A 20774-nucleotide genomic window follows, 5' to 3' on the forward strand; every position below is an offset into this window, starting at 1 on the left:
GTATTATCAAATGAAAGGAGTTTGCCATGATTGGAAAGAACATAAAATCCTTACGTAAAACACACGACTTAACACAACCCGAATTTGCCCAAATTATAGGAATTTCTCGAAATAGCTTGAGTCGTTATGAAAATGGAACTAGTTCAGTCTCTACGGAGCTAATAGACATCATTTGTCAAAAGTTTAATGTATCTTATGTCGATATTGTAGGAGAAGACAAAATGCTTAATCCTGTTGAAGATTATGAATTGACTTTAAAAATTGAAATAGTGAAAGAAAGAGGTGCTAATCTATTATCTCGACTCTATCGTTATCAAGATAGTCAGGGAATTAGCATTGATGATGAATCTAATCCTTGGATTTTAATGAGTGATGATCTATCTGACTTGATTCATACGAATATCTATTTAGTTGAAACTTTTGATGAAATAGAGAGATATAGCGGCTATTTGGATGGAATTGAGCGCATGTTAGAGATATCTGAAAAACGGATGGTAGCTTAATGGAAATCCAAGATTATACTGATAGTGAATTCAAACATGCTCTAGCACGGAATCTTCGTTCTCTGACAAGAGGAAGAAAGTCCAGTAAGCAACCTATAGCGATTTTGCTTGGAGGGCAAAGTGGTGCTGGCAAGACTACAATTCATCGTATTAAACAGAAAGAATTTCAAGGAAATATTGTTATCATAGATGGCGATAGTTTTCGTTCTCAGCATCCACACTATTTAGAACTGCAGCAAGAATATGGCAAAGATAGTGTAGAATACACCAAAGATTTTGCAGGTAAAATGGTAGAGTCTTTAGTAACAGAATTGAGTCATTTGGGATACAATCTTTTGATAGAGGGAACTTTACGAACGATTGATGTTCCAAAGAAAACAGCACAACTCTTGAAAAATAAGGGATATGAAGTACAATTAGCCTTGATTGCGACAAAGCCTAAGCTGTCCTATCTGAGCACCCTTATCCGATACGAAGAACTATACGCTATCAATCCAAATCAAGCACGTGCAACACCAAAAGAACATCATGATTTCATTGTAAATCATCTAGTTGATAATACACGACAATTGGAAGAACTAGCTATCTTTGAAAGAATTCAAATTTACCAACGAGATAGAAGTTGTGTATATGATTCAAAAGAAAATACAACTTCAGCAGCAACCGTTCTTCATGATTTACTATTTGGAGAATGGAATCAAGTGGAGAAAGAGATGCTTAAATCTGGAGAAGAAAGATTGAAAGATTTAACTAATTGAAATGGTTTGTAGAGTTAGATTTTTAAAATAAAGTCTATTGGATCGTTAATTAAAAAATAACGATCCTTTTTTATATTCTTTATTTTCTTCTTCATATTTTTTCAAAAGTTTTAGCATTCTTCAGTGATGATTTCCTAACAATATAAGTATGAACTTAGCGCAGTTTATGATTATTTTAAATCTTGAGGGTTATTAAACTCTTGATTTTTTCAACAAGCTATGGTATCCTTTTTGTTAGTTAATAAACTTACAAAAGGAGAACAAATGTTTTCACCTACTAAATTAAAAAGAAAAAGAGAAAGTCAAGGATTATCTCAATCTCAACTTGCATCCAGTTTGGGAATTAGTAGAGCCTCATACTTTAATTGGGAATCAGGTAAAACAAAGCCTAATCAAAACAATTTAAGCAAATTGAGTGAGATTTTGAATGTAGATCTTCGATATTTTGAATCAGAGTATGAAATAGTTGAAACCTATCTCAGACTAACGGAAAGGAATCAAGAAGCAACACTTCATTATGCTACAGAATTGTTGAACAAACAAAACTCTAAAGTTGTAGACATTCCTGAACGCTTTGCCTATAAGGTCTACGAAAAATTATCAGCTGGTACGGGAACAGCTTACTTTGATGATGGTAATTACGATACAGTTTACTTTAATCGTCAATTTGATTATGACTTTGCATCATGGGTGTTTGGTAATTCGATGGAACCGACATATGAAAATGGTTCTGTAGCCCTTATTAAGCAAACAGGATTTGATTATGATGGAGCTATCTATGCCATCGATTGGGATGGTCAAACCTATATCAAGAAAGTCTATCGTGAAGAAAATGGACTTCGTTTAGTTTCACTCAATCGAAACTATTCAGATAAGTTTGCGCCTTATGATGAGAATCCTCGTATCATAGGGAAAATTGTTGGAAACTTTATGCCTTTAGAGGACTGAGTATGACTTGGTTTGATTATAGTCTCGAACATAAAAGTGATATTGCCTTTATTGATATGAAATCTTTTTACGCAAGTGTAGAGTGTGTAGATAGAGGATTACACCCACTTAAGACTTCGCTTTGTGTTATGAGTCTTGCAGATAATTCTGCGGGTTTAATTCTTGCCTCCTCTCCTATGTTTAAGAAGGTATTTGGGAAATCAAATGTTGGACGTTCCTATGATTTACCATTTGATGTAAAGACTAGAAAGTTCTCTTACTATAATGCTAGAAAGCAAGGGTTACCAACAACGATAGACTATGTCCGTTATATAGAAGAGTGGGCAAAATCAACAGTGATTGTTCCTCCGAGAATGGATACTTATATTGCAGTCAATATGGAGATTCAAAAAATCTTTCAAGATTTTGCAGCACCAGACGATATTTATCCCTACTCAATTGATGAAGGTTTTATTGATTTAACAAGTTCATTAAATTATTTTGTGCCTGATAAAAGTATTAGTCGAAAAGATAAGTTAGACATCATCTCAGCTGCTATTCAAAAAAAGATTTGGAGAAAAACAGGAATCTATTCAACGGTTGGTATGTCTAATGCCAATCCCTTATTAGCAAAGTTAGCACTAGATAATGAAGCTAAAAAGACTCCGACAATGAGAGCCAATTGGTCCTATGAAGATGTTGAAAAGAAAGTATGGTCTATCCCTAAAATGACAGATTTCTGGGGAATTGGGAATCGGATGGAGAAGAGATTATATAGTTTAGGTATCTTTTCGATTAAAGAATTAGCTAAGGCTAATCCTGACTTGATTAAAAAAGAGCTTGGTATCATGGGCTTAGAGTTATGGTTTCATGCTAATGGGATTGATGAAAGTAATGTTCATAAACCTTATAAGCCAAAGTCAAAAGGAATAGGGAACTCTCAAGTTTTACCTAGAGATTATGTCAAACAAAGAGATATTGAAATCATACTTCGTGAGATGGCAGAACAAGTTGCAGTTAGATTGAGAAGAGCTGGTAAGAAAGCAACTGTAGTTTCTATACACTTAGGGTATTCTAAAGTGGAACAGAAACGATCTATTCATACTCAAATGAAGATTGAACCAACCAATCAAACAGCACTACTTACAAACTATGTTTTAAAGTTATTTCACACTAAATATACTTCAGGAGCTATCAGAAGTGTTGCAGTGAGCTATTCAGGTTTAGTAGATGAATCATTTGGATTGATTTCATTATTTGATGATGTTGAGAAAATAGAAAAAGAAGAAAGGCTCCAGTCCGCAATTGATGCTATTCGAACAGAATTTGGTTTTACTTCACTATTGAAAGGGAATGCCCTGGATCAAGCTTCTAGAACAATCGCAAGAAGTAAACTCATTGGTGGTCATTCAGCTGGAGGATTAGATGGACTAAAATGATGAATCGTTCTTATTTACCTTTTTTGTCTGCAAGAGAGTATCAAGACCGTGGGATGGCTAAGTGGATGGGATTCTTTTTGTCAGAACATTCCAGTTCTCTTTGGGAAGAAAAAAATAGAGAAGACATCTCCATTTCCCTATCAATGGAAGAGAAAGTTCTATTTGTTCGTCAACTTTATACGAATGTATTCCCAGCAACTTTTGTTTGTAAGCTCTCAAATAGAAGAAAAGTAGTATCGGGTATTGTTAAAGAGATTGGGAGAGAGTCTATATCCATTAAATCAGACTCTGGTTTTCTTCGATTAAGATGGGAAGATATACTCGATATACAGATAGAAGGGGTAGATTTATATGAATCGTAAAGAATTATATGATGATAAATTACAGCTAGATTATTTTTCTGATTCTTATTTAAGGTTTGAGTCAGATTTTTACAAGTATTCTGCTTTAGATATACCATTAACATTTATCACTGATGATATTTTACGCACCATGGCTATGTCTCAGAAACATTATTTTAAATTAAACAAAAGCAAATCTTTAGACAATCGTGATCATTACTTTGTTTTTTCTATCAAGATGAACAAAGATAGTAGTGGGATTAGGCAGTATGAATATCAGAGACATTGTTTTAATTTGTAAGAGTCCGATAGGGCTCTTTTTTCTGTGATAATTTTATCAAAAAGTATTTGTTATACTTTTTTTAATTTAGATTTATCTTGGGGGTTTGGGGGCGTGCCACCACATTTTCATATCGTTTGTTTTTTAAACCGTGAGGTTTGAAATGGCAGGCGATATGATTTTTGGGATATTGTGGACACAATATCTGAGCTCGCAAAGCCTTACAAAAATGTTGAATCTATTTTGAAAAATGTACTGACAGTGTCTGTAAGCTTACATTGTCAGTACAGGTATCAATGAGGGAGGAAAAGTCATATGAAAAGAGATATACGTAGTATTCGGAAACAATTTCGCTTAACAGAAACGGAAGAAAAACAAATATTAGATTTAATGAGAGAGAAAGGAGAGGATAATTTTTCTGATTTTCTCCGTAAAAGCTTACTATTGTCTGATGGACAAAAACAGATGGAAAAATGGTTCAACATTTGGAAAAATCAAAAGTTGGAACAAATTAGCCGTGATGTTCATGAAATATTAATAATTGCTAAAATAAATCATCAGGTTACTCAAGAACATGTTTCTATTCTGTTAACTTGTATTCAAGAATTAATTAAAGAGGTAGAAAAAACAAGTCCTCTTAGTGAAGATTTTAGTAACAAATACATGAGGTGGTAGAGTGGAACACCGATATAGAACAAATTTAAAAAAAGTCTTTTTATCTGATCTCGAATTAGTCAAATTAAATGAAAATATCTCAAAAAGTAACTGCTTATCCTTTTCAGAATATGCTCGACGAACCCTACTTGACCCTGGCATGAATTTCATCACCATTGATACAACTGGTTATCAAGATTTGATTTTTGAATTAAAACGAATCGGAAATAATATTAATCAAATAGCCAGAAGCATAAATTATTCGAATTTAATAACGGAAGTTGAGTTAAATGAATTGAGAAAAGGTATAGAAGAGTTAATAGTAGAAGTGGAGAAAGATTTTCTTATTCAATCTGAAAAATTGAGGAAATTTTATGGTCATCACTAAACACTTTGCGATTCATGGAAAAAATTATCGTAGTAAACTAATCAAATATATTTTGAATCCAAGTAAAACAAAAAATCTAGCACTAGTTTCAGATTTTGGTATGAGAAATTATTTAGATTTTCCTAGTTATAAAGAACTAGTGAAGATGTACAATGATAATTTTTTAAGTAATGATGGTCTTTATGAATTTCGTCATGATAGGCAAGAAGTAAATCAACGAAAAATTCATTCTCATCATATCATTCAGTCTTTTTCTCCAGATGACCATCTTACTCCCGAACAAATCAATCGGATTGGTTATGAGACAGTTAAAGAGTTGACAGGAGGTAGATTTCGTTTTATCGTAGCAACACATGTCGATAAAGGTCATATCCACAATCACATCATTCTAAATTCAATTGATCAGAATTCTGATAAAAAGTTTCTATGGAATTATAAGTCAGAACGTAATCTACGAATGGTTTCAGATCGTCTCTCAAAAATTGCAGGTGCAAAGATTATAGAAAATCGTTATTCGCATCGTCAGTATGAAGTTTATCGAAAAACCAATTACAAATATGAAATAAAACAACGAGTATATTTTCTAATAGAGAACTCGAAAAATTTTGAAGATTTCAGGAAAAAAGCAAAAGCTTTACATTTAAAAATTGATTTTAGACACAAGCATGTTACTTTTTTTATGACTGATTCAAATATGAAACAAGTCATACGTGATGATAAATTGAATAGAAAACAACCTTATAATGAAACTTATTTTAAGCAAAAGTTTGTTCAAAGGGAAATTATAAACATCTTAGAATTTCTACTTCCGAAAATGAAGAATATGAATGAATTGATTCAACAAGCAGAATTTTTTGACTTAAAAATAATTCCGAAAGAAAAACATGTTCTATTTGAATTTAATGGGATTAAGCTTTCAGAACAGGAATTGGGAAAAACGAATCAGTACAGTGTTAGTTATTTTCAAGACTATTTTAATAACAAAAATGAAACTTTTGTCTTAGATAATAAAAATTTAGTTGAACTTTACAATAAAGAAAAGCTAATTAAAGAAAAAGAGTTGTCGACAGAAGAGGTGTTATGGAAATCCTATCAAGATTTCAAGAGAAATAGGGATACTGTTCATGAGTTTGAAGTAGAGTTGAATCTTAATCAAATAGAAGAAGTAGTAGACGATGGAATTTACATTAAGGTACAGTTTGGTATCCGACAAGAAGGACTTATTTTTGTACCAAATATTCAAATCAATATGGAAGAAGAAAAAGTTAAAGTATTTCTCAGAGAAACTAGTTCTTACTATGTATATCATAAAGATTCAGCAGAAAAAAATCGCTTTATAAAAGGTAAAACTTTGATTAGGCAATTTAATGTTCAGTATGAACCGCAGTATATGTATAGAAGAATTCCTCTTAGCAAAATTAAAGAAAAAATAGAACAATTAGATTTTCTTATATCTGAGGAAAATAGTCCGAATGATTTTGGAGATATAACAAATGATTTCATTGCCCAAATATCATATCTAGAGAATATGATTGAACAAGTTCAAAATAAAATTAATGATTTAACTAATTTAGAAGAAGTATTGTTGAATGATACGACAAATAGTTCTAGCAATTTAGAAAATAGTATTCAAGGTAAAAGTTCAGTAGATATAATAGAGAAGGATTTATACTTCTATAAAGGAAGAATTGAAAAACTGAAGGAACAACATAGAGAAGCAATAAATTTATTTGAAATGTTTAATAAAACAATAAAGAAATATAAGAAAAAACAAAATATGAAATCTATTGAGGAAAATGAGATACATTTAGAGTAAACAGTTTCCTAAAAAGTATATATAGAATAGTTTCATGTGCCAATTTGTCACATATTTAAAAATAAGAAAATAACTATATTATACTTGTTTTAGGAGACAACAAATGTTGAAAAGGATTAGAGATTTACGTGAAGATGATGATTTGACACAAGAATATATTGCGAAAATCGTTTTGAATTGTACAAGATCATCTTATTCTAAAATGGAAGCTGGTAGCAGGCTAATCTCTATAAATGACCTTATCAAACTTGCAGATTTTTATAAGGTGAGTCTAGACTACCTTGTAGGTCGAGTGGATAATAAAGAAGACCATTACTCCAAAAAGTAGTAGATTAAGAAAGCACATTGACAATTGAATAGTCCAAAATGGTACTTTCCTCATTTGTGGAGCAGATTTGAATGGCTCGCCATGATAAGAGCGATATTAAAACCATCAATAAAATAGAGCGATACTTTATATGCCATGATACAAATGATATACAATGATACTTCTGACCGTTCAGGCTGCCAACGTAAAAGAGCAGCAAGTGAAATTCTTATGATGACTTCATCAGTCATGCCATGGAGGAGATTGATAAAAGATAAAAGGGAAGTGATTTTTTGAAATCAAATTTAGAAAATTATATAGTCGAGCTAGAGATGCTAAATCTATTATTTTTAAAAAAACTTATTAGCGAAAAAGAATATGAAAAAATAAAGCTGAAACTGCGTAAAATATACACAAATTAGCTGACCTTTTTTATTGGTTGCGGTAAAATAAATGCAGAGAAATAGGAGGTTAAGCCATGTCAAATAACGTTGAAATTATAAAAGCAAATCCTTTAGTAACTAGAAGAAATGATAATAGTGGTTCTTTATCGAGGAGAGTAGCAGCATATTGTCGTGTTAGTTCCGATAGTGATGATCAAAAAAATAGCTATGATTCTCAAGTTCGTCATTATAGAGAGTATATATCACAGCACCAAGATTGGAATTTGGTTGACATTTATGCTGATGAAGGGATTTCAGGAACTCAAGTTGGAAAAAGACAAGATTTTCAAAGATTGATTTCAGATTGCCTTGATGGAAAAATAGACTATATCATTACCAAAGCCATTGCTCGCTTTGCTAGAAATACATTAGATACTCTCAAATATGTTCGTTTGCTTAAAGATAAACAAATTGGAGTATTTTTCGAAGAAGAAAACATTGATACTTTAACTATGGATGGTGAGTTACTATTAACGATATTAAGTTCAGTGGCTCAACAGGAAGTTGAAAATACATCTGCCCATGTTAAAAAAGGTTTAAAAATGAAGATGCAACGTGGAGAACTTATTGGTTTTCAAGGTTGTCTTGGTTATGACTATAATCAAGATACAAAGTCAATATCAATAAACGAAAAAGAAGCCAAGATAGTACGTTATATTTTTGAAAGATACATTGATGGTATTGGGGGTAAGGCAATAGCTAGAGAACTGGATGAACTAGGTTATAAAACTCCGAGAGGTCTTGATCACTGGCAAGATACAACAGTTTTAGGAATTATTAAAAACGAGAAGTATAAAGGTGATATTCTAATGGGAAAAACTTTCACGGTTGACCCCATTAGTAAAAGACGTTTGATAAATTTTGGTGAAGAAGATAAATACTACATTAAAAATAATCATGATGCAATAATTAGTCCAGAAACTTTTACACAGGCGCAAGAAATTCGATTACGAAGAGCAGGTAACAAGAAAACCATAGCAAATACAAAAGGTAAACGAGAAAGATATTCAAGAATGTACCCTTTTAGCAGTAGATTGGAATGTGGTTTTTGTGGTACTGTTCTGTCTAGAAGAAGTTGGCACTCTAGTTCAGAGTACAAAAAGATTATTTGGCACTGTACAACATCTATAAAGAGAGGTAAAAAGTATTGCACTCATAGTAAAGGAATAGAGGAAAAAGCAATAGAAAATGCTTTTTTACAGAGCTACCAACAGTTGTTTTATGAAAATCATAACCTAACTGAAGACTTTCTTGAAATTATAAAAGAAGAGCTTACTGATGATACCTTAAAAGTGGAATTGAATAAGATAGTTAGTAAATTAAATTCGTTGTACAAAAAAGAAGAAAAATTAGTTTCAATGAATCTTGATGGAAAAATAAGTGATTCTGTATATGAAGATAAATTTAATCAAATACAAATTGAGAAAGAAAAACTTTTAGAAGAAAAAGTAAACTTAGAAGTAACTTTAAAATCAGAAGTTGATATAAAAAGTAGATTAGAGAATTTTAAAGAAATTTTAACTTCACAAAAGACTTTGACTGAGTTTGACAAGGACATTTTTGAAAGTATCGTAGAAAAAATTATAGTAGGCGGAATAAATTCTGATGGAGAAATTGATCCAGCAATGTTGACTATAATTTTTAAAACAGGAGATTCTTCGACTAAAGATGCAAAATCTTACAAATCTAAAAGGAAGAATGCTAAAATAGAAAATGATAAATTGTGTTTTAATGCCGTAACCGATGACGAAAAAAAGTGTACAAATAAAGAAAACAGCGCACGTCGAGTGTGTAGCTTTGCTGGTAAAAGCCTAGAACCCTTGTAACGAAAGGGGTAATCAAAAGCCTTGATTGTAAGATTTTTTTGATATATGAGGAAGTATCAGACTGAGAGCAGAAGTTGAGTGTTTTGGTCCGATAGGTGGTGTTATTGAGTTTATATTTCCAGTTACACGTAGGAGGTACATTTATTACCTATGAGCATGGCTTTCTGGGAATTAATGCATCACCTCTTATATATGAAACTTAGCCAAGATTTGGTCTTGAGGAAATTTGTAATTGTTGTGATGAATTTCTTAGCAAAGCTTGAGTTTTAATTTTTAGGTAAATTCCCAAACTAATTTCCACTTTGGTCAGGAAAGTGGAAGTTACTTTGAGAAGTTACCGTTTTAATTTTCTGTAGGATGTGTAATGTTGAATTTAGTAAAAGTTCATCAAGTTAGCTTGGTAGAAAGCCTATTTGAATCATTTACAAAGTTAACTGAACATCATTTGATGGCGAATGTACACGCAGAAAAAATATTAGAGGTTTTTCAACACTTTATTGCGATTCATGACGAGCCCTTGTTTTTTATTTTGGAATTGCCTGTTAGTATTGATAGAGAAAAAGTGATAGCAAAGAATATTATCAAGGAATCCCATAAGGATGTTTATTATATTGATGGTTGTTCAAGAGAGGAATGCCTAGTACTGTTGATTAGATACGGTGATTTGCTTATTAATGATGGATTAAGTAAGTTTGGATTTGGTGGGCATAAAAGTCATGATGAGATTATGCTTGATAGCTATAATGTTGTGACAATTTATAGTGAAGAACTATCGAAATTTAATGACTTTTTTGAACCTCATAATATTCAATTTGTAGAAGAACTAGTGACTGCTTGGAAAACTTTTTCTAAGACCTCGCCAGGAATCTCTGAAATCTATGAAAGTAATGAAAAAACTGTTTATGATTCGCCTGAAGAATTAGCTGAATGGGGAATATATTTAGCTGAAACTCGAACGGAATAGGTATAGTTATAGATTAGAAAGAGAATATTTCAATTTCTCTAATACACGAAATTTAACTTGAGTCAATTTATAGAAGGAAAAGTTAGATATAAGAACATGTTGAGGTTTTGGGACTACTGGAGAGAAAAAGATATAGTCTACCGTTTCAGGGTTTACAAAAGGCTTGATATTAAGCCTTTTTTGAATTTTGAGTGAAGTATAAATCTAACAGTCTGAGTTGAGATAGTATTATTGATAGCAGTAATGTCTGAAATTTATTTCCACATACTCAGTGGAGGTTCAAAATGTTCCTGCATGTGAGGTGTCTGTGGGAATAGTTTTGGCCCCCCTTTTTTATTTTCAGATATCACTATGATGGTTTGTGGAACTATTTTTCTTATATGGTAGGATAGGTATCAGAGTGAGTAGAATACCCTATAGGTATGTGTTTGTTTCCATAGACTAGGAGGTAATGGGAATAAACATACCCACCTAGCTATGGGGATTTCTCATAGCTTTTTTACTTTCTTCCTTGACAATTGAGCAACTGTTCAACTATAATGGTAATAGTTGAACAGTTGCTCAACTATTATCGATTATTGAGGTATAAGATGTCATTTTTTTCATCTCTATCACCAGTAATGCAAGCTTTATTAGCTGGCTTATTCACCTGTTTTGTACCATTATCGGTGCTAGTTTGGTCTTTTTTGTCAAAACCATTCATCAAAAATTCATGGATATGATGATGGGCTTGGCAGCGGGTATTATGACGGCAGCTGCAGTCTGGTCTTTGCTTGTCCTTTCATTTGGCTATAGCCAGTCAATGGCTGCAAACAGATTTTACTGGTTGCCGACGGCTGTTGGTTTTTATTGTCGGGGGCTTAATTATCCGCTTTATTGATTATTTGGTTCCCCACCTGCATTTGAATCAACAGATGAGTGATAAGGAAGGGATTTTGAATCCCCAAAGACCCTTATCAAAGACCATGCTGCTTTATCTGGCGGTAGTGATTCATAATATACCAGAGGGCTTAGCAGTTGGTGTGGCAAATGCCACAACTGGACTTTCCTTTACGTGGATGAGTGCCCTTGGATTAGCCTTGTGAATTGGTATCCAAAATATTCCAGAAGGCTCTGCCTTGTCCTTGCCGCTACGGGCAGAAGGGCGAAGTAGGAAATCAGCTTTCTACTATGGCGCCATGTCAGCGATTGTTGAGCCGATTGCAGTTGTTTTAGGGGCCTATGCTGTTATGTCTATGCCCCAGCTACTACCTTATGCTCTCTCATTTGCGGCAGGAGCCATGATTTATGTTGTAGTGGAAAAACTTGTGCCAGGTGCTCAAGAACACAAGAATACCGATATTGCAACAGGTGAGTTTATGGACGGATTTCTAATTATGATGTTACTTGATACAACTTTAGGATAGGAGGAATACAAAATATGTCACAGTGTTTAACAGCTTGTAATCCAGATTTAATTCAAGGGGTCCATGAGACGGAGTTTGATACCGTTACATTGCTAAATATGTCCAATTTTTTTAAGGCGATTTCTGATCCAACTCGTTTGCGGATTTTACAAGCAGTACGGCAAAATCCAATTTGTGTCGGAGACTTAGCGATTGCGTTACAGATGACCAAGTCTGCTATTTCTCACCAACTACGCTATCTGCGGGACTGCCAATTGGTCAAGGGGGAGAAAAAAGGAAAGATGACCTATTATGAACTTGCGGATAATCATGTCGCATCAGTCTTGTCTTTGACACTGAAGCATTTGAAGGAGGAAAAACATGAAGAAAGAGTATGTACTTCGGGGAATTGACTGTGGCAATTGTGCTGCTAAGATTGAACGTGCTGTCAATCAATTGGAGCAGGTAGAATCTGCCACTGTCAATCTGATAGCTCAAAAGCTGACTTTGGAAACAAAAAGCGAAGATGGGATAGATAAGGAAATTATTGACTTAGTAGATGCTATTGAACCTGGAATCGAAGTGATCAGTGATAAAAAGGAAGAGGCACTTCCAGAAAAACGAGATTGGGCGAAAGAGCTGCTACTTGCTGTTACGATTCTATTTGCCTTCGGCTTTTTCCTGCCAGAGGAGTATTTCTGGATTCGTCTGGTCTATTATCTGACCCTATATATCATTATCGGTCATAAGGTTCTTATCAAGATGGTTCAAAATATTCAACGTGGCAATATTTTTGATGAAAACTTTTTGATGAGTATCGCGACCTTAGGAGCCTTTCTCTTGGGAGAATTTCCAGAGGCAGTAGCCGTCATGCTTTTTTATCAGATTGGGGAGTATTTCCAAGACAAGGCCACCTCTCAATCTCGTCAGTCCATTGCACAATTGATGGATATTCGGTCGGATAAGGCTTGGAGACTAGAGGGGGGAGAAGCCGTTCAAGTAGACCCTGAAACAGTAAGGGTTGCGGACCATATTTTAGTTAAGCCTGGGGAGAAGGTGCCCCTAGATGGTCTGGTCAGAAAAGGTCGTTCTATTCTGGATACGTCAGCCTTGACAGGAGAATCACTGCCTAGGGAAATTGGCGTTGGTGAGGACATTACAAGTGGTGTGATCAATTTGACTAGTCCATTGGTAATTGAAGTGAGAAAGACTTTTTCGCAATCAACGGTCAACAAAATTTTGGAATTAGTTGAAAATGCAAGCAATAAAAAAGCGGAGACGGAACGGATGATCACACGTTTTTCGCGTGTGTATACACCAGTGGTTGTCGGAATCGCTTTTCTGCTTGCAAGCCTGCCTCCCTTGCTTGGTTTAGGGGAGTGGTCGACTTGGCTTTATCGGGCACTTACCTTTTTAGTCATTTCTTGCCCTTGTGCTCTTGCGGTTTCGGTACCAATGAGTTTCTTTGGCGGGCTAGGGGGAGCATCTAAATTAGGTGTCTTAGTGAAAGGTGGAAATTATTTAGAGGCTCTTGCCAAGTTGGATACGGTCGTATTTGATAAGACGGGGACAATTACAAAAGGTATCTTTGCGGTAGATACCGTTGTCAACGCAGAAGGTATCGAGGATAATATTCTGTACCTCGCTGCCCATTTGGAAAGCTATTCCAATCATCCAATCGCAAACTCGATTCGAACAGCCTATGGACAGGAAGTGGACGAGAATAGGGTGAGTCAGATTACCGAGCTACCAGGGCAGGGCATGTCCGGTAGGATAGATGGCAGACAGCTCTATCTTGGGAATGCTAGATTAATGGAAGTTCAAGGGATTGCTTATCCAGCTATTGACAGCACAGGAACAGTTCTCTATTTGGCAGAGGACAGTCACTTTTTAGGCTATTTCCTTATCACAGACCAAGTGAAGGAGACGAGCATCGAGGCCTTGAAGGATTTACAGGCGGTCGGAATTAAAAAAACGGTTCTCCTTTCAGGTGATCGTCAGGCAGTGGTTGATGAATTTGCACAGCAATTTGCCTTCAATGATGCATTTGGAGATTGCTTGCCTCAGGATAAGGTGAGTACATTTGAGGAAATTCTGACTCAGTCTCAGCAGGCTGTTGCCTTTGTTGGAGATGGAGTGAATGATGCACCGGTTCTTGCTAGGGCAGATGTTGGTATTGCTATGGGAGGGCTAGGTTCGGACGCAGCCATTGAATCAGCAGATGTTGTACTGATGGATGATGACCTTGGAAAACTTCCTCAAGTCATTCGACTGGCTAAAAAGACAGTCAGAATAGCTCGGCAAAACATGACCTTGGCTATTGTAGTTAAACTAATTTTCTTGGTTCTAAGTGGATTGGGAATTTCTAATATGTGGGAGGCAATCTTTGCAGATGTTGGTGTAACGCTACTGGCAGTATGGAATGCATTGAGGACCTTGAGGATAGATACCTCCACTTTGTCAAAGTAAGTGAACAAACAGAGCGATATACAAGTTTTTGTATAATCGCTTTTTTAAACTATGATATGGGCTTTAACGATTTTAACCTAAATCTAGTAACCGTTGAACGTGCATCAATAGAACACACTATGACCATCAACAAGAACTACGTTACTTTCATTAAGGGTATTTTCTGGTAAATTTCAAAAATAAAACCTTGATTTTGCGCCATTTCTTTTTTTCCTTCCCGAAGGCGCGGGAGTACACCCCTTTTGTTAAGGATTTATCCCTTTTTAAATAAAAATAATACAAGTAGGACACTTCTAAAAGTGATCTACTTTTTTTAAATATTTTCATTCTAAAGTTTAATTTTAAACAACAACTCTATCACTTTCGTTATATAATATAGATGTTGACTAACTCCACACATTGAGTGTGTGAGTTTGTTAGTGAAACGCAGTTAAACCTCAAAAGGTTCCCTGAACCTTTTGAGTTCCACAGACGCACCATGTTGAGGCGGTAAGTTTGCTAGTCAAGGAGTAAAACGACGAAGATTAGCATTTACTTCCGCCCATGCGATAGCTGTCCGTGATTGACAAGTGCTAGCACGCAGACAGAACGGAGATAGCGAACCGCTGAGTGTGTCGCTCTGCTCGTAAAAGCTTAGAAACCTTTGAACGAAAGGGATAATGAAAGCCTTGATTGCAAGGCTTTTTGCTTTATGGTGGGTAAGTATCAGAGTGAGAAAATTTTTGGAATGAGTAGAAGTGATAGCTAGAAATTATCAGTTTCTATTTCCATTTACCCTGTGGGTACGTGTTTGTTTCCATTGACAAGGAGTTTGTGGGAATAGAAATGTACCCACCTTGTTTGAATCAAGTGAAGTGTAGTTGAAGGAAATCTGTTGAAAGCAATACTTCATTTTACCGAATAAGTAATAATTTAGGCAACTTCAAATCGATTAAAAAAAACTATTTTAAAGGTTAAGAGTAGACAAAAATTGTCCACTCTTTTTTGCAAACTCAATTTATCAATAAATGAAATGAGGGAATGTAAAATGAAATATTTTGAGGTTGAGTTAGAAAATCCTGATGAATTTTTAAAACTACAAACAGAAGATTTTGTGAAAGCTAATCGCTTGCTACTAAGGAAGATAATCCAGAGCGTTACAGTCTATGAAGAAAACTTCGTCATATCCTTTAAATCTGGCATCGAATTGGAAGTATGAGTCTCATTCCATAACTTTTATATTGAACATATCATCTTGTTGTGTTATACTATAAATTGATATAAACAAAGATGTAGGAGGAACCGAAACTATGACAGCCTCAATGCGTTTAAGATAAGCTGGCAATAAAAAAAGCAGAATCTATACCCGATGATAGGCTTTTTTGTTGTGCTTATTTATACGATATTGAGCATTCATTAGTTACGGTGAGGATATTGGTTATTTAACTATACCTTTATTTAACTATGTCTTTAATATGAATGTTTCCAAATTGTATGTATGCAGACCAAAAGCCACATTGTGGGGTTTGGCCTGCATTTTTTATTGCCTAGAATGCTATTCAAAATAGAAATTCAAGCAAAATAATATGCAGGAGATAATATAAATGGAAAAATACAACAATTGGAAACGAAAATTTTATGCAATATGGGCAGGGCAAGCAGTATCATTAATCACTAGTGCCATCCTGCAAATGGCGATTATTTTTTACCTTACAGAAAAAACAGGATCTGCGATGGTCTTGTCTATGGCTTCATTAGTAGGTTTTTTACCCTATGCGATTTTGGGACCTGCCATTGGTGTGCTAGTGGATCGTCATGATAGGAAGAAGATAATGATTGGTGCCGATTTAATTATCGCAGCAGCTGGTGCAGTGCTTGCTATTGTTGCATTCTGTATGGAGCTACCTGTCTGGATGATTATGATAGTATTGTTTATCCGTAGCATTGGAACAGCTTTTCATACCCCAGCACTCAATGCGGTTACACCACTTTTAGTACCAGAAGAACAGCTAACGAAATGCGCAGGCTATAGTCAGTCTTTGCAGTCTATAAGCTATATTGTTAGTCCGGCAGTTGCAGCACTCTTATACTCCGTTTGGGATTTAAATGCTATTATTGCCATCGACGTATTGGGTGCTGTGATTGCATCTATTACGGTAGCAATTGTACGTATACCTAAGCTGGGTAATCAAGTGCAAAGTTTAGAACCAAATTTCATAAGGGAGATGAAAGAAGGAGTTGTGGTTCTGAGACAAAACAAAGGATTGTTTGCCTTATTACTCTTAGGAACACTATATACTTTTGTTTATATGCCAATCAATGCACTATTTCCTTTAATAAGCATGGAACACTTTAATGGAACGCCTGTGCATATTTCTATTACGGAAATTTCCTTTGCATTTGGGATGCTAGCAGGAGGCTTATTATTAGGAAGATTAGGGGGCTTCGAAAAGCATGTATTACTAATAACAAGTTCATTTTTTATAATGGGGACCAGTTTAGCCGTTTCGGGAATACTTCCTCCAAATGGATTTGTAATATTCGTAGTTTGCTGTGCAATAATGGGGCTTTCGGTGCCATTTTATAGCGGTGTGCAAACAGCTCTTTTTCAGGAGAAAATTAAGCCTGAATATTTAGGACGTGTATTTTCTTTGATCGGAAGTATCATGTCACTTGCTATGCCAATTGGGTTAATTCTTTCTGGATTCTTTGCTGATAAAATCGGTGTAAATCATTGGTTTTTACTATCAGGTATTTTAATTATTGGCATTGCTATAGTTTGCCAAATGATAACTGAGGTTAGAAAATTAGATTTAAAATAAACAATATTGGAGGAATATTTATGTATCTTATTTTCATGTAACTCTTCCTGCTAAAATCGCAGGGTTTTCCCTGCATACAAGCAAATGAAAGCATGCGATTATAGACAGGAGGAAATGTTATGGAATTAATATTAAAAGCAAAAGACATTCGTGTGGAATTCAAAGGACGCGATGTTTTAGATATAAATGAATTAGAAGTATATGATTATGACCGTATTGGTTTAGTAGGAGCAAATGGTGCTGGAAAAAGCACTTTACTCAGGGTACTTTTAGGAGAATTAACTCCCCCAGGATGTAAAATGAATCGTCTGGGTGAACTTGCCTATATTCCCCAGTTGGACGAAGTAACTCTGCAGGAGGAAAAAGATTTTGCACTTGTAGGCAAGCTAGGTGTTGAGCAATTAAATATACAGACTATGAGCGGTGGTGAAGAAACAAGGCTTAAAATAGCACAGGCCTTATCGGCACAGGTTCATGGTATTTTAGCGGATGAACCTACGAGCCATTTAGACCGTGAAGGAATTGATTTTCTAATAGGACAGCTAAAATATTTTACAGGTGCACTGTTAGTTATTAGCCATGACCGCTATTTTCTTGATGAAATAGTAGATAAAATATGGGAACTGAAAGATGGCAAAATCACTGAGTATTGGGGAAACTATTCTGATTATCTTCGTCAGAAAGAGGAAGAACGTAAGAGCCAAGCTGCAGAATACGAACAATTTATTGCGGAACGTGCCCGATTGGAAAGGGCTGCGGAGGAAAAGCGAAAACAGGCTCGTAAAATAGAACAGAAGGCAAAAGGTTCTTCAAAGAAAAAAAGTACTGAAGACGGAGGGCGTTTAGCTCATCAAAAATCAATAGGAAGTAAGGAAAAAAAGATGTATAATGCTGCTAAAACCCTAGAGCACAGGATTGCGGCCTTAGGAAAAGTAGAAGCTCCGGAAGGCATTCGCAGAATTCGTTTCAGGCAAAGTAAAGCATTGGAGCTCCATAATCCATACCCTATAGTCGGTGCAGAAATTAATAAAGTATTTGGGGATAAGGCTCTGTTTGAAAATGCATCTTTTCAAATTCCGTTAGGAGCAAAAGTGGCGTTAACTGGTGGTAATGGAATCGGAAAAACAACTTTAATCCAAATGATCTTAAACCATGAAGAAGGAATTTCTATTTCGCCTAAGGCAAAAATAGGTTACTTTGCACAGAATGGTTACAAGTACAACAGTAATCAGAATGTTATGGAGTTTATGCAGAAGGATTGTGACTACAATATATCAGAAATTCGTTCAGTGCTAGCATCTATGGGGTTCAAACAGAACGATATTGGAAAAAGTTTATCTGTTTTAAGCGGTGGAGAAATTATAAAATTGTTGCTTGCTAAAATGCTCATGGGTAGATATAACATCCTAATAATGGATGAACCCAGTAACTTCCTTGACATACCAAGTTTAGAGGCTTTGGAAATACTAATGAAGGAGTACACCGGAACTATCGTGTTTATCACCCACGATAAACGATTACTCGAAAATGTAGCAGATGTAGTTTATGAAATTAGAGATAAGAAAATAAATCTGAAACATTAAATTTAAGGTAGTCGCTGGTCAGTATAGTCTGTTCTGGTTGGCGACTCCATTGTTAAAGAGTATAAAGACTTTAGATTTTATGAATATTAAAAATAGGAACAGTCAATTGAACTGCTCCTATTTTTCTGCTAAATATATTGTAGTTTTCTTATATGTATAATGATAGATTAGCGGATTCTCATCTACGGTACTTACTTCAAATATGAAGAAGTGATCGCGGTTATCTCTGGACTTTTCCTTATTGAGGACAAAGTAATTCTTACGTGAAGTCGCCATTGTTTTTAGGATATCATCAGTTAGGAAGGTCAATGGAATATTCATGTTAGAGTAGCGGTAGAAGTCACGTTCAAAATCTTGGTAGCTCTCGCTATAATAGTCCATTTGTAGGTGATTACGCTGAAACTCAAGCTGATTCATAGAGCACCTCCTCGACAAGTTCAATACTAATAATGTCTTTTAATTTCAAATTGATGTGACCTGTTGTAGTTTTTATCAAAATGAAATCTTTGGTCAGACTTGGTATTGTTCCAGTGTAGGAAACACGCTTGTTTTTTTCAATCACTTGAATGCGTGTGCGTAGCTGCCCGGCGTATACTTGACTGAGGAGTAATAATTTCTTCTCTAGTGATAAGTCAGACATGTACGTTACTTTGTTTGTATCATCAGAGAGTGCTGATGCATGTTCAGATAGGAAAAAGCCCATCCATTTTTGCATCTTTGTATCCTGGTACTCTCTTGCTGATTGAAATGGTAAATATGAACGGTCAATCATATCAAATCCTTTCTATGCAGAGGCAAGGGTATTTTTATCAAATTGAATCGTAAAACCTTGAATTCCCCCACCTGTGTAACATTCTTTAAAGCGATTGATTACCTCAGTATAGATTATCACAGATGAGCTTGTTGGCTTAATGCTAAATGTAAATTCCAATGGTAATCGGTTTTCAGATTTAGCATGTACTAGTCGTATCGATATTTCAGTTGTTTTGAGTTTTCTCTGACGAAGTTTTGAAGTTGCTGTTTCAACGATTCCATGTAAAAATCTTTCAAGCATTTCAATATCATTACATCCTTTGCTACGGATTTCTGAAAATTGTACTGTATTTTTTTCTTGTTTCATTTTAATCCCTCCAATCCACCCGCGGAATGACCACCGATAAGTTTACTGCGTTCAATATTTCTGGAACCTTCAGTTAGGACGGTTCCTTTTTGTATGGCTAAAAAACCAAACTGTTCTCTGACAACATCAATAGCTGTCTGAAGTCTATTATCTTTTTCAATTTGTTCTACATCATCAAAGAGTGATAGTAGAGTATAGCTTTCATCTACGAAGCCACTATAAGATACACCAATTTGTCTCACTGCACCAGAGGTGTATTTTTTCGGAATAATACAAGTACATGACTCACCATTGTTTTGGGGAGATTTGCGGGTTCAATTTTATTCTGAGCATTTATAGATTTTTTCATCTCAGTCCTAGAATAGCCAATATGAATAGAAACGACAGTAGTCAATACTAGGGCTACTGTTCCGTTCCACAGTATCATTTAAAAATCATTTTCACACCCTTTCGTCTATTAGTATAGAAGAAAGCTCTCAGCACATGTTGAGGCGGTATCACTGCTTGTACGAGCTGATTAAACATGGGTGTAGCTAGTGAAAGTTCTACAGTAAGGAGTTTAAACATGAAATTCCATGAATTTGGTGATAAGAATTTGCCTCCTATTTTACTGATACATGGTGGTGGAAGTTCTTGGTGGAATTATCTTCGTCAAGCACGAATCTTGTCAGAAGAATATCGTATTATTCTACCCACTTTGAATGGCCACGGCGAGGAATATCAACTTGATTATGTTTCTACTGAAGATTCTGCTTTGGAGATTCTAGACT

The 20774-nt window shown here is 35.1% G+C and carries 22 protein-coding genes and 1 pseudogene; 19 read left to right on the plus strand and 4 right to left on the minus strand.

Going from position 1 to position 20774, the window contains the following annotated elements; genetic code table 11:
• Positions 1-26 precede the first annotated feature (26 nt).
• From pezA to msr(D), 18 genes and pseudogenes are all read left to right on the plus strand, one after another.
• The gene (gene pezA / locus RWM06_RS03875; protein ID WP_000579610.1) at positions 27-503 is read left to right on the plus strand and encodes a type II toxin-antitoxin system antitoxin PezA; all 477 of its coding nucleotides are present in this window, start codon (positions 27-29) and stop codon (positions 501-503) included.
• Positions 503-1261, plus strand: coding sequence for a type II toxin-antitoxin system toxin PezT (gene pezT, locus RWM06_RS03880; RefSeq protein ID WP_313970185.1), 759 nt, complete (start codon positions 503-505; stop codon positions 1259-1261). The genes pezA and pezT overlap by 1 nt, the downstream gene beginning before the upstream one ends.
• Before the next feature lie 264 nt (positions 1262-1525).
• The gene (locus RWM06_RS03885) at positions 1526-2209 is read left to right on the plus strand and encodes a LexA family transcriptional regulator (protein WP_313970186.1); all 684 of its coding nucleotides are present in this window, start codon (positions 1526-1528) and stop codon (positions 2207-2209) included.
• A gap of 2 nt (positions 2210-2211) precedes the next feature.
• The gene (locus RWM06_RS03890) at positions 2212-3627 is read left to right on the plus strand and encodes a Y-family DNA polymerase (protein WP_313970187.1); all 1416 of its coding nucleotides are present in this window, start codon (positions 2212-2214) and stop codon (positions 3625-3627) included.
• Positions 3624-3989: a hypothetical protein gene (locus tag RWM06_RS03895; protein WP_049539642.1), complete on the plus strand. Its 366-nt coding sequence runs from the start codon at positions 3624-3626 to the stop codon at positions 3987-3989. The genes RWM06_RS03890 and RWM06_RS03895 overlap by 4 nt, the downstream gene beginning before the upstream one ends.
• Positions 3979-4269: a DUF5960 family protein gene (locus RWM06_RS03900; RefSeq protein ID WP_001080187.1), complete on the plus strand. Its 291-nt coding sequence runs from the start codon at positions 3979-3981 to the stop codon at positions 4267-4269. Before RWM06_RS03895 ends, RWM06_RS03900 begins: the two co-directional genes overlap by 11 nt.
• 294 nt (positions 4270-4563) lie before the next feature.
• Positions 4564-4923, plus strand: a complete 360-nt coding sequence (locus RWM06_RS03905) for an SAG1252 family conjugative relaxosome accessory protein (protein ID WP_048773372.1) — start codon at positions 4564-4566, stop codon at positions 4921-4923.
• Position 4924: 1 nt separating this feature from the next.
• Complete coding sequence (locus tag RWM06_RS03910) at positions 4925-5290, plus strand: MobC family plasmid mobilization relaxosome protein (RefSeq protein WP_313970188.1); 366 nt, start codon at positions 4925-4927, stop codon at positions 5288-5290.
• Positions 5277-7106 (plus strand): SAG1250 family conjugative relaxase, encoded by a 1830-nt coding sequence (locus tag RWM06_RS03915; protein WP_313970189.1) that lies wholly within the window; start codon positions 5277-5279, stop codon positions 7104-7106. Before RWM06_RS03910 ends, RWM06_RS03915 begins: the two co-directional genes overlap by 14 nt.
• A gap of 103 nt (positions 7107-7209) precedes the next feature.
• Positions 7210-7434, plus strand: coding sequence for a helix-turn-helix domain-containing protein (locus tag RWM06_RS03920; RefSeq protein WP_000919629.1), 225 nt, complete (start codon positions 7210-7212; stop codon positions 7432-7434).
• A 457-nt stretch (positions 7435-7891) separates the two neighbouring features.
• Positions 7892-9682, plus strand: a complete 1791-nt coding sequence (locus RWM06_RS03925) for a recombinase family protein (protein ID WP_313970190.1) — start codon at positions 7892-7894, stop codon at positions 9680-9682.
• A gap of 364 nt (positions 9683-10046) precedes the next feature.
• A complete protein-coding gene (locus RWM06_RS03930; protein ID WP_049495783.1) occupies positions 10047-10646 on the plus strand; it encodes a hypothetical protein in 600 nt (199 codons plus the stop codon).
• Positions 10647-11236: 590 nt separating this feature from the next.
• A pseudogene (locus tag RWM06_RS03935) lies at positions 11237-12052 on the plus strand (ZIP family metal transporter).
• Between the two features lie 14 nt (positions 12053-12066).
• The gene (locus tag RWM06_RS03940; RefSeq protein WP_049495785.1) at positions 12067-12444 is read left to right on the plus strand and encodes a metalloregulator ArsR/SmtB family transcription factor; all 378 of its coding nucleotides are present in this window, start codon (positions 12067-12069) and stop codon (positions 12442-12444) included.
• Positions 12413-14500 carry a heavy metal translocating P-type ATPase gene (locus tag RWM06_RS03945; protein ID WP_049495788.1) on the plus strand — a complete coding sequence of 696 codons (2088 nt, stop codon included), beginning with the start codon at positions 12413-12415 and terminating at the stop codon, positions 14498-14500. The genes RWM06_RS03940 and RWM06_RS03945 overlap by 32 nt, the downstream gene beginning before the upstream one ends.
• A gap of 1027 nt (positions 14501-15527) precedes the next feature.
• Positions 15528-15698: a hypothetical protein gene (locus RWM06_RS03950; RefSeq protein ID WP_000873143.1), complete on the plus strand. Its 171-nt coding sequence runs from the start codon at positions 15528-15530 to the stop codon at positions 15696-15698.
• A gap of 385 nt (positions 15699-16083) precedes the next feature.
• Positions 16084-17301 (plus strand): macrolide efflux MFS transporter Mef(A), encoded by a 1218-nt coding sequence (gene mef(A), locus RWM06_RS03955; protein WP_000417519.1) that lies wholly within the window; start codon positions 16084-16086, stop codon positions 17299-17301.
• 119 nt (positions 17302-17420) lie between these two features.
• A complete protein-coding gene (gene msr(D), locus RWM06_RS03960; RefSeq protein ID WP_000420313.1) occupies positions 17421-18884 on the plus strand; it encodes an ABC-F type ribosomal protection protein Msr(D) in 1464 nt (487 codons plus the stop codon).
• A gap of 117 nt (positions 18885-19001) precedes the next feature.
• Here the strand turns inward: msr(D) and RWM06_RS03965 are convergent, their stop codons facing one another.
• Genes RWM06_RS03965 through RWM06_RS03980 form a run of 4 tightly spaced genes read right to left on the minus strand, consistent with a single transcriptional unit; the run spans position 19002 to position 20246 of the window.
• On the minus strand, positions 19002-19301 hold the full coding sequence (locus RWM06_RS03965; RefSeq protein WP_001072467.1) for a DUF5960 family protein: 300 nt from the start codon (positions 19299-19301) through the stop codon (positions 19002-19004).
• The gene (locus tag RWM06_RS03970; protein ID WP_000567222.1) at positions 19288-19656 is read right to left on the minus strand and encodes a hypothetical protein; all 369 of its coding nucleotides are present in this window, start codon (positions 19654-19656) and stop codon (positions 19288-19290) included. Before RWM06_RS03970 ends, RWM06_RS03965 begins: the two co-directional genes overlap by 14 nt.
• Before the next feature lie 12 nt (positions 19657-19668).
• The gene (locus RWM06_RS03975; protein WP_000806926.1) at positions 19669-20004 is read right to left on the minus strand and encodes a hypothetical protein; all 336 of its coding nucleotides are present in this window, start codon (positions 20002-20004) and stop codon (positions 19669-19671) included.
• Positions 20001-20246, minus strand: coding sequence for a hypothetical protein (locus RWM06_RS03980; protein ID WP_001813542.1), 246 nt, complete (start codon positions 20244-20246; stop codon positions 20001-20003). The genes RWM06_RS03975 and RWM06_RS03980 overlap by 4 nt, the downstream gene beginning before the upstream one ends.
• 323 nt (positions 20247-20569) lie before the next feature.
• Here RWM06_RS03980 and RWM06_RS03985 point away from each other — a divergent pair.
• Positions 20570-20774: alpha/beta hydrolase (locus tag RWM06_RS03985; protein WP_313970191.1), on the plus strand; the 205-nt coding region annotated here is incomplete at its 3' end.

The organism is uncultured Streptococcus sp., assembly GCF_963516575.1.
Taxonomy (GTDB): Bacteria; Bacillota; Bacilli; order Lactobacillales; family Streptococcaceae; genus Streptococcus.

Coding starts and splice junctions, on each gene's coding strand:
- RWM06_RS03930 (WP_049495783.1), top strand. CDS start 10,047: ATGTTGAATTTAGTAAAAGTTCATCAAGTTAGCTTGGTAGAAAGCCTA.
- RWM06_RS03915 (WP_313970189.1), top strand. CDS start 5,277: ATGGTCATCACTAAACACTTTGCGATTCATGGAAAAAATTATCGTAGT.
- RWM06_RS03920 (WP_000919629.1), top strand. CDS start 7,210: ATGTTGAAAAGGATTAGAGATTTACGTGAAGATGATGATTTGACACAA.
- RWM06_RS03965 (WP_001072467.1), bottom strand. CDS start 19,301: ATGAATCAGCTTGAGTTTCAGCGTAATCACCTACAAATGGACTATTAT.
- pezA (WP_000579610.1), top strand. CDS start 27: ATGATTGGAAAGAACATAAAATCCTTACGTAAAACACACGACTTAACA.
- RWM06_RS03895 (WP_049539642.1), top strand. CDS start 3,624: ATGATGAATCGTTCTTATTTACCTTTTTTGTCTGCAAGAGAGTATCAA.
- RWM06_RS03885 (WP_313970186.1), top strand. CDS start 1,526: ATGTTTTCACCTACTAAATTAAAAAGAAAAAGAGAAAGTCAAGGATTA.
- RWM06_RS03925 (WP_313970190.1), top strand. CDS start 7,892: ATGTCAAATAACGTTGAAATTATAAAAGCAAATCCTTTAGTAACTAGA.
- RWM06_RS03970 (WP_000567222.1), bottom strand. CDS start 19,656: ATGATTGACCGTTCATATTTACCATTTCAATCAGCAAGAGAGTACCAG.
- RWM06_RS03900 (WP_001080187.1), top strand. CDS start 3,979: ATGAATCGTAAAGAATTATATGATGATAAATTACAGCTAGATTATTTT.
- pezT (WP_313970185.1), top strand. CDS start 503: ATGGAAATCCAAGATTATACTGATAGTGAATTCAAACATGCTCTAGCA.
- RWM06_RS03890 (WP_313970187.1), top strand. CDS start 2,212: ATGACTTGGTTTGATTATAGTCTCGAACATAAAAGTGATATTGCCTTT.
- RWM06_RS03945 (WP_049495788.1), top strand. CDS start 12,413: ATGAAGAAAGAGTATGTACTTCGGGGAATTGACTGTGGCAATTGTGCT.
- RWM06_RS03905 (WP_048773372.1), top strand. CDS start 4,564: ATGAAAAGAGATATACGTAGTATTCGGAAACAATTTCGCTTAACAGAA.
- RWM06_RS03950 (WP_000873143.1), top strand. CDS start 15,528: ATGAAATATTTTGAGGTTGAGTTAGAAAATCCTGATGAATTTTTAAAA.
- RWM06_RS03975 (WP_000806926.1), bottom strand. CDS start 20,004: ATGAAACAAGAAAAAAATACAGTACAATTTTCAGAAATCCGTAGCAAA.
- RWM06_RS03940 (WP_049495785.1), top strand. CDS start 12,067: ATGTCACAGTGTTTAACAGCTTGTAATCCAGATTTAATTCAAGGGGTC.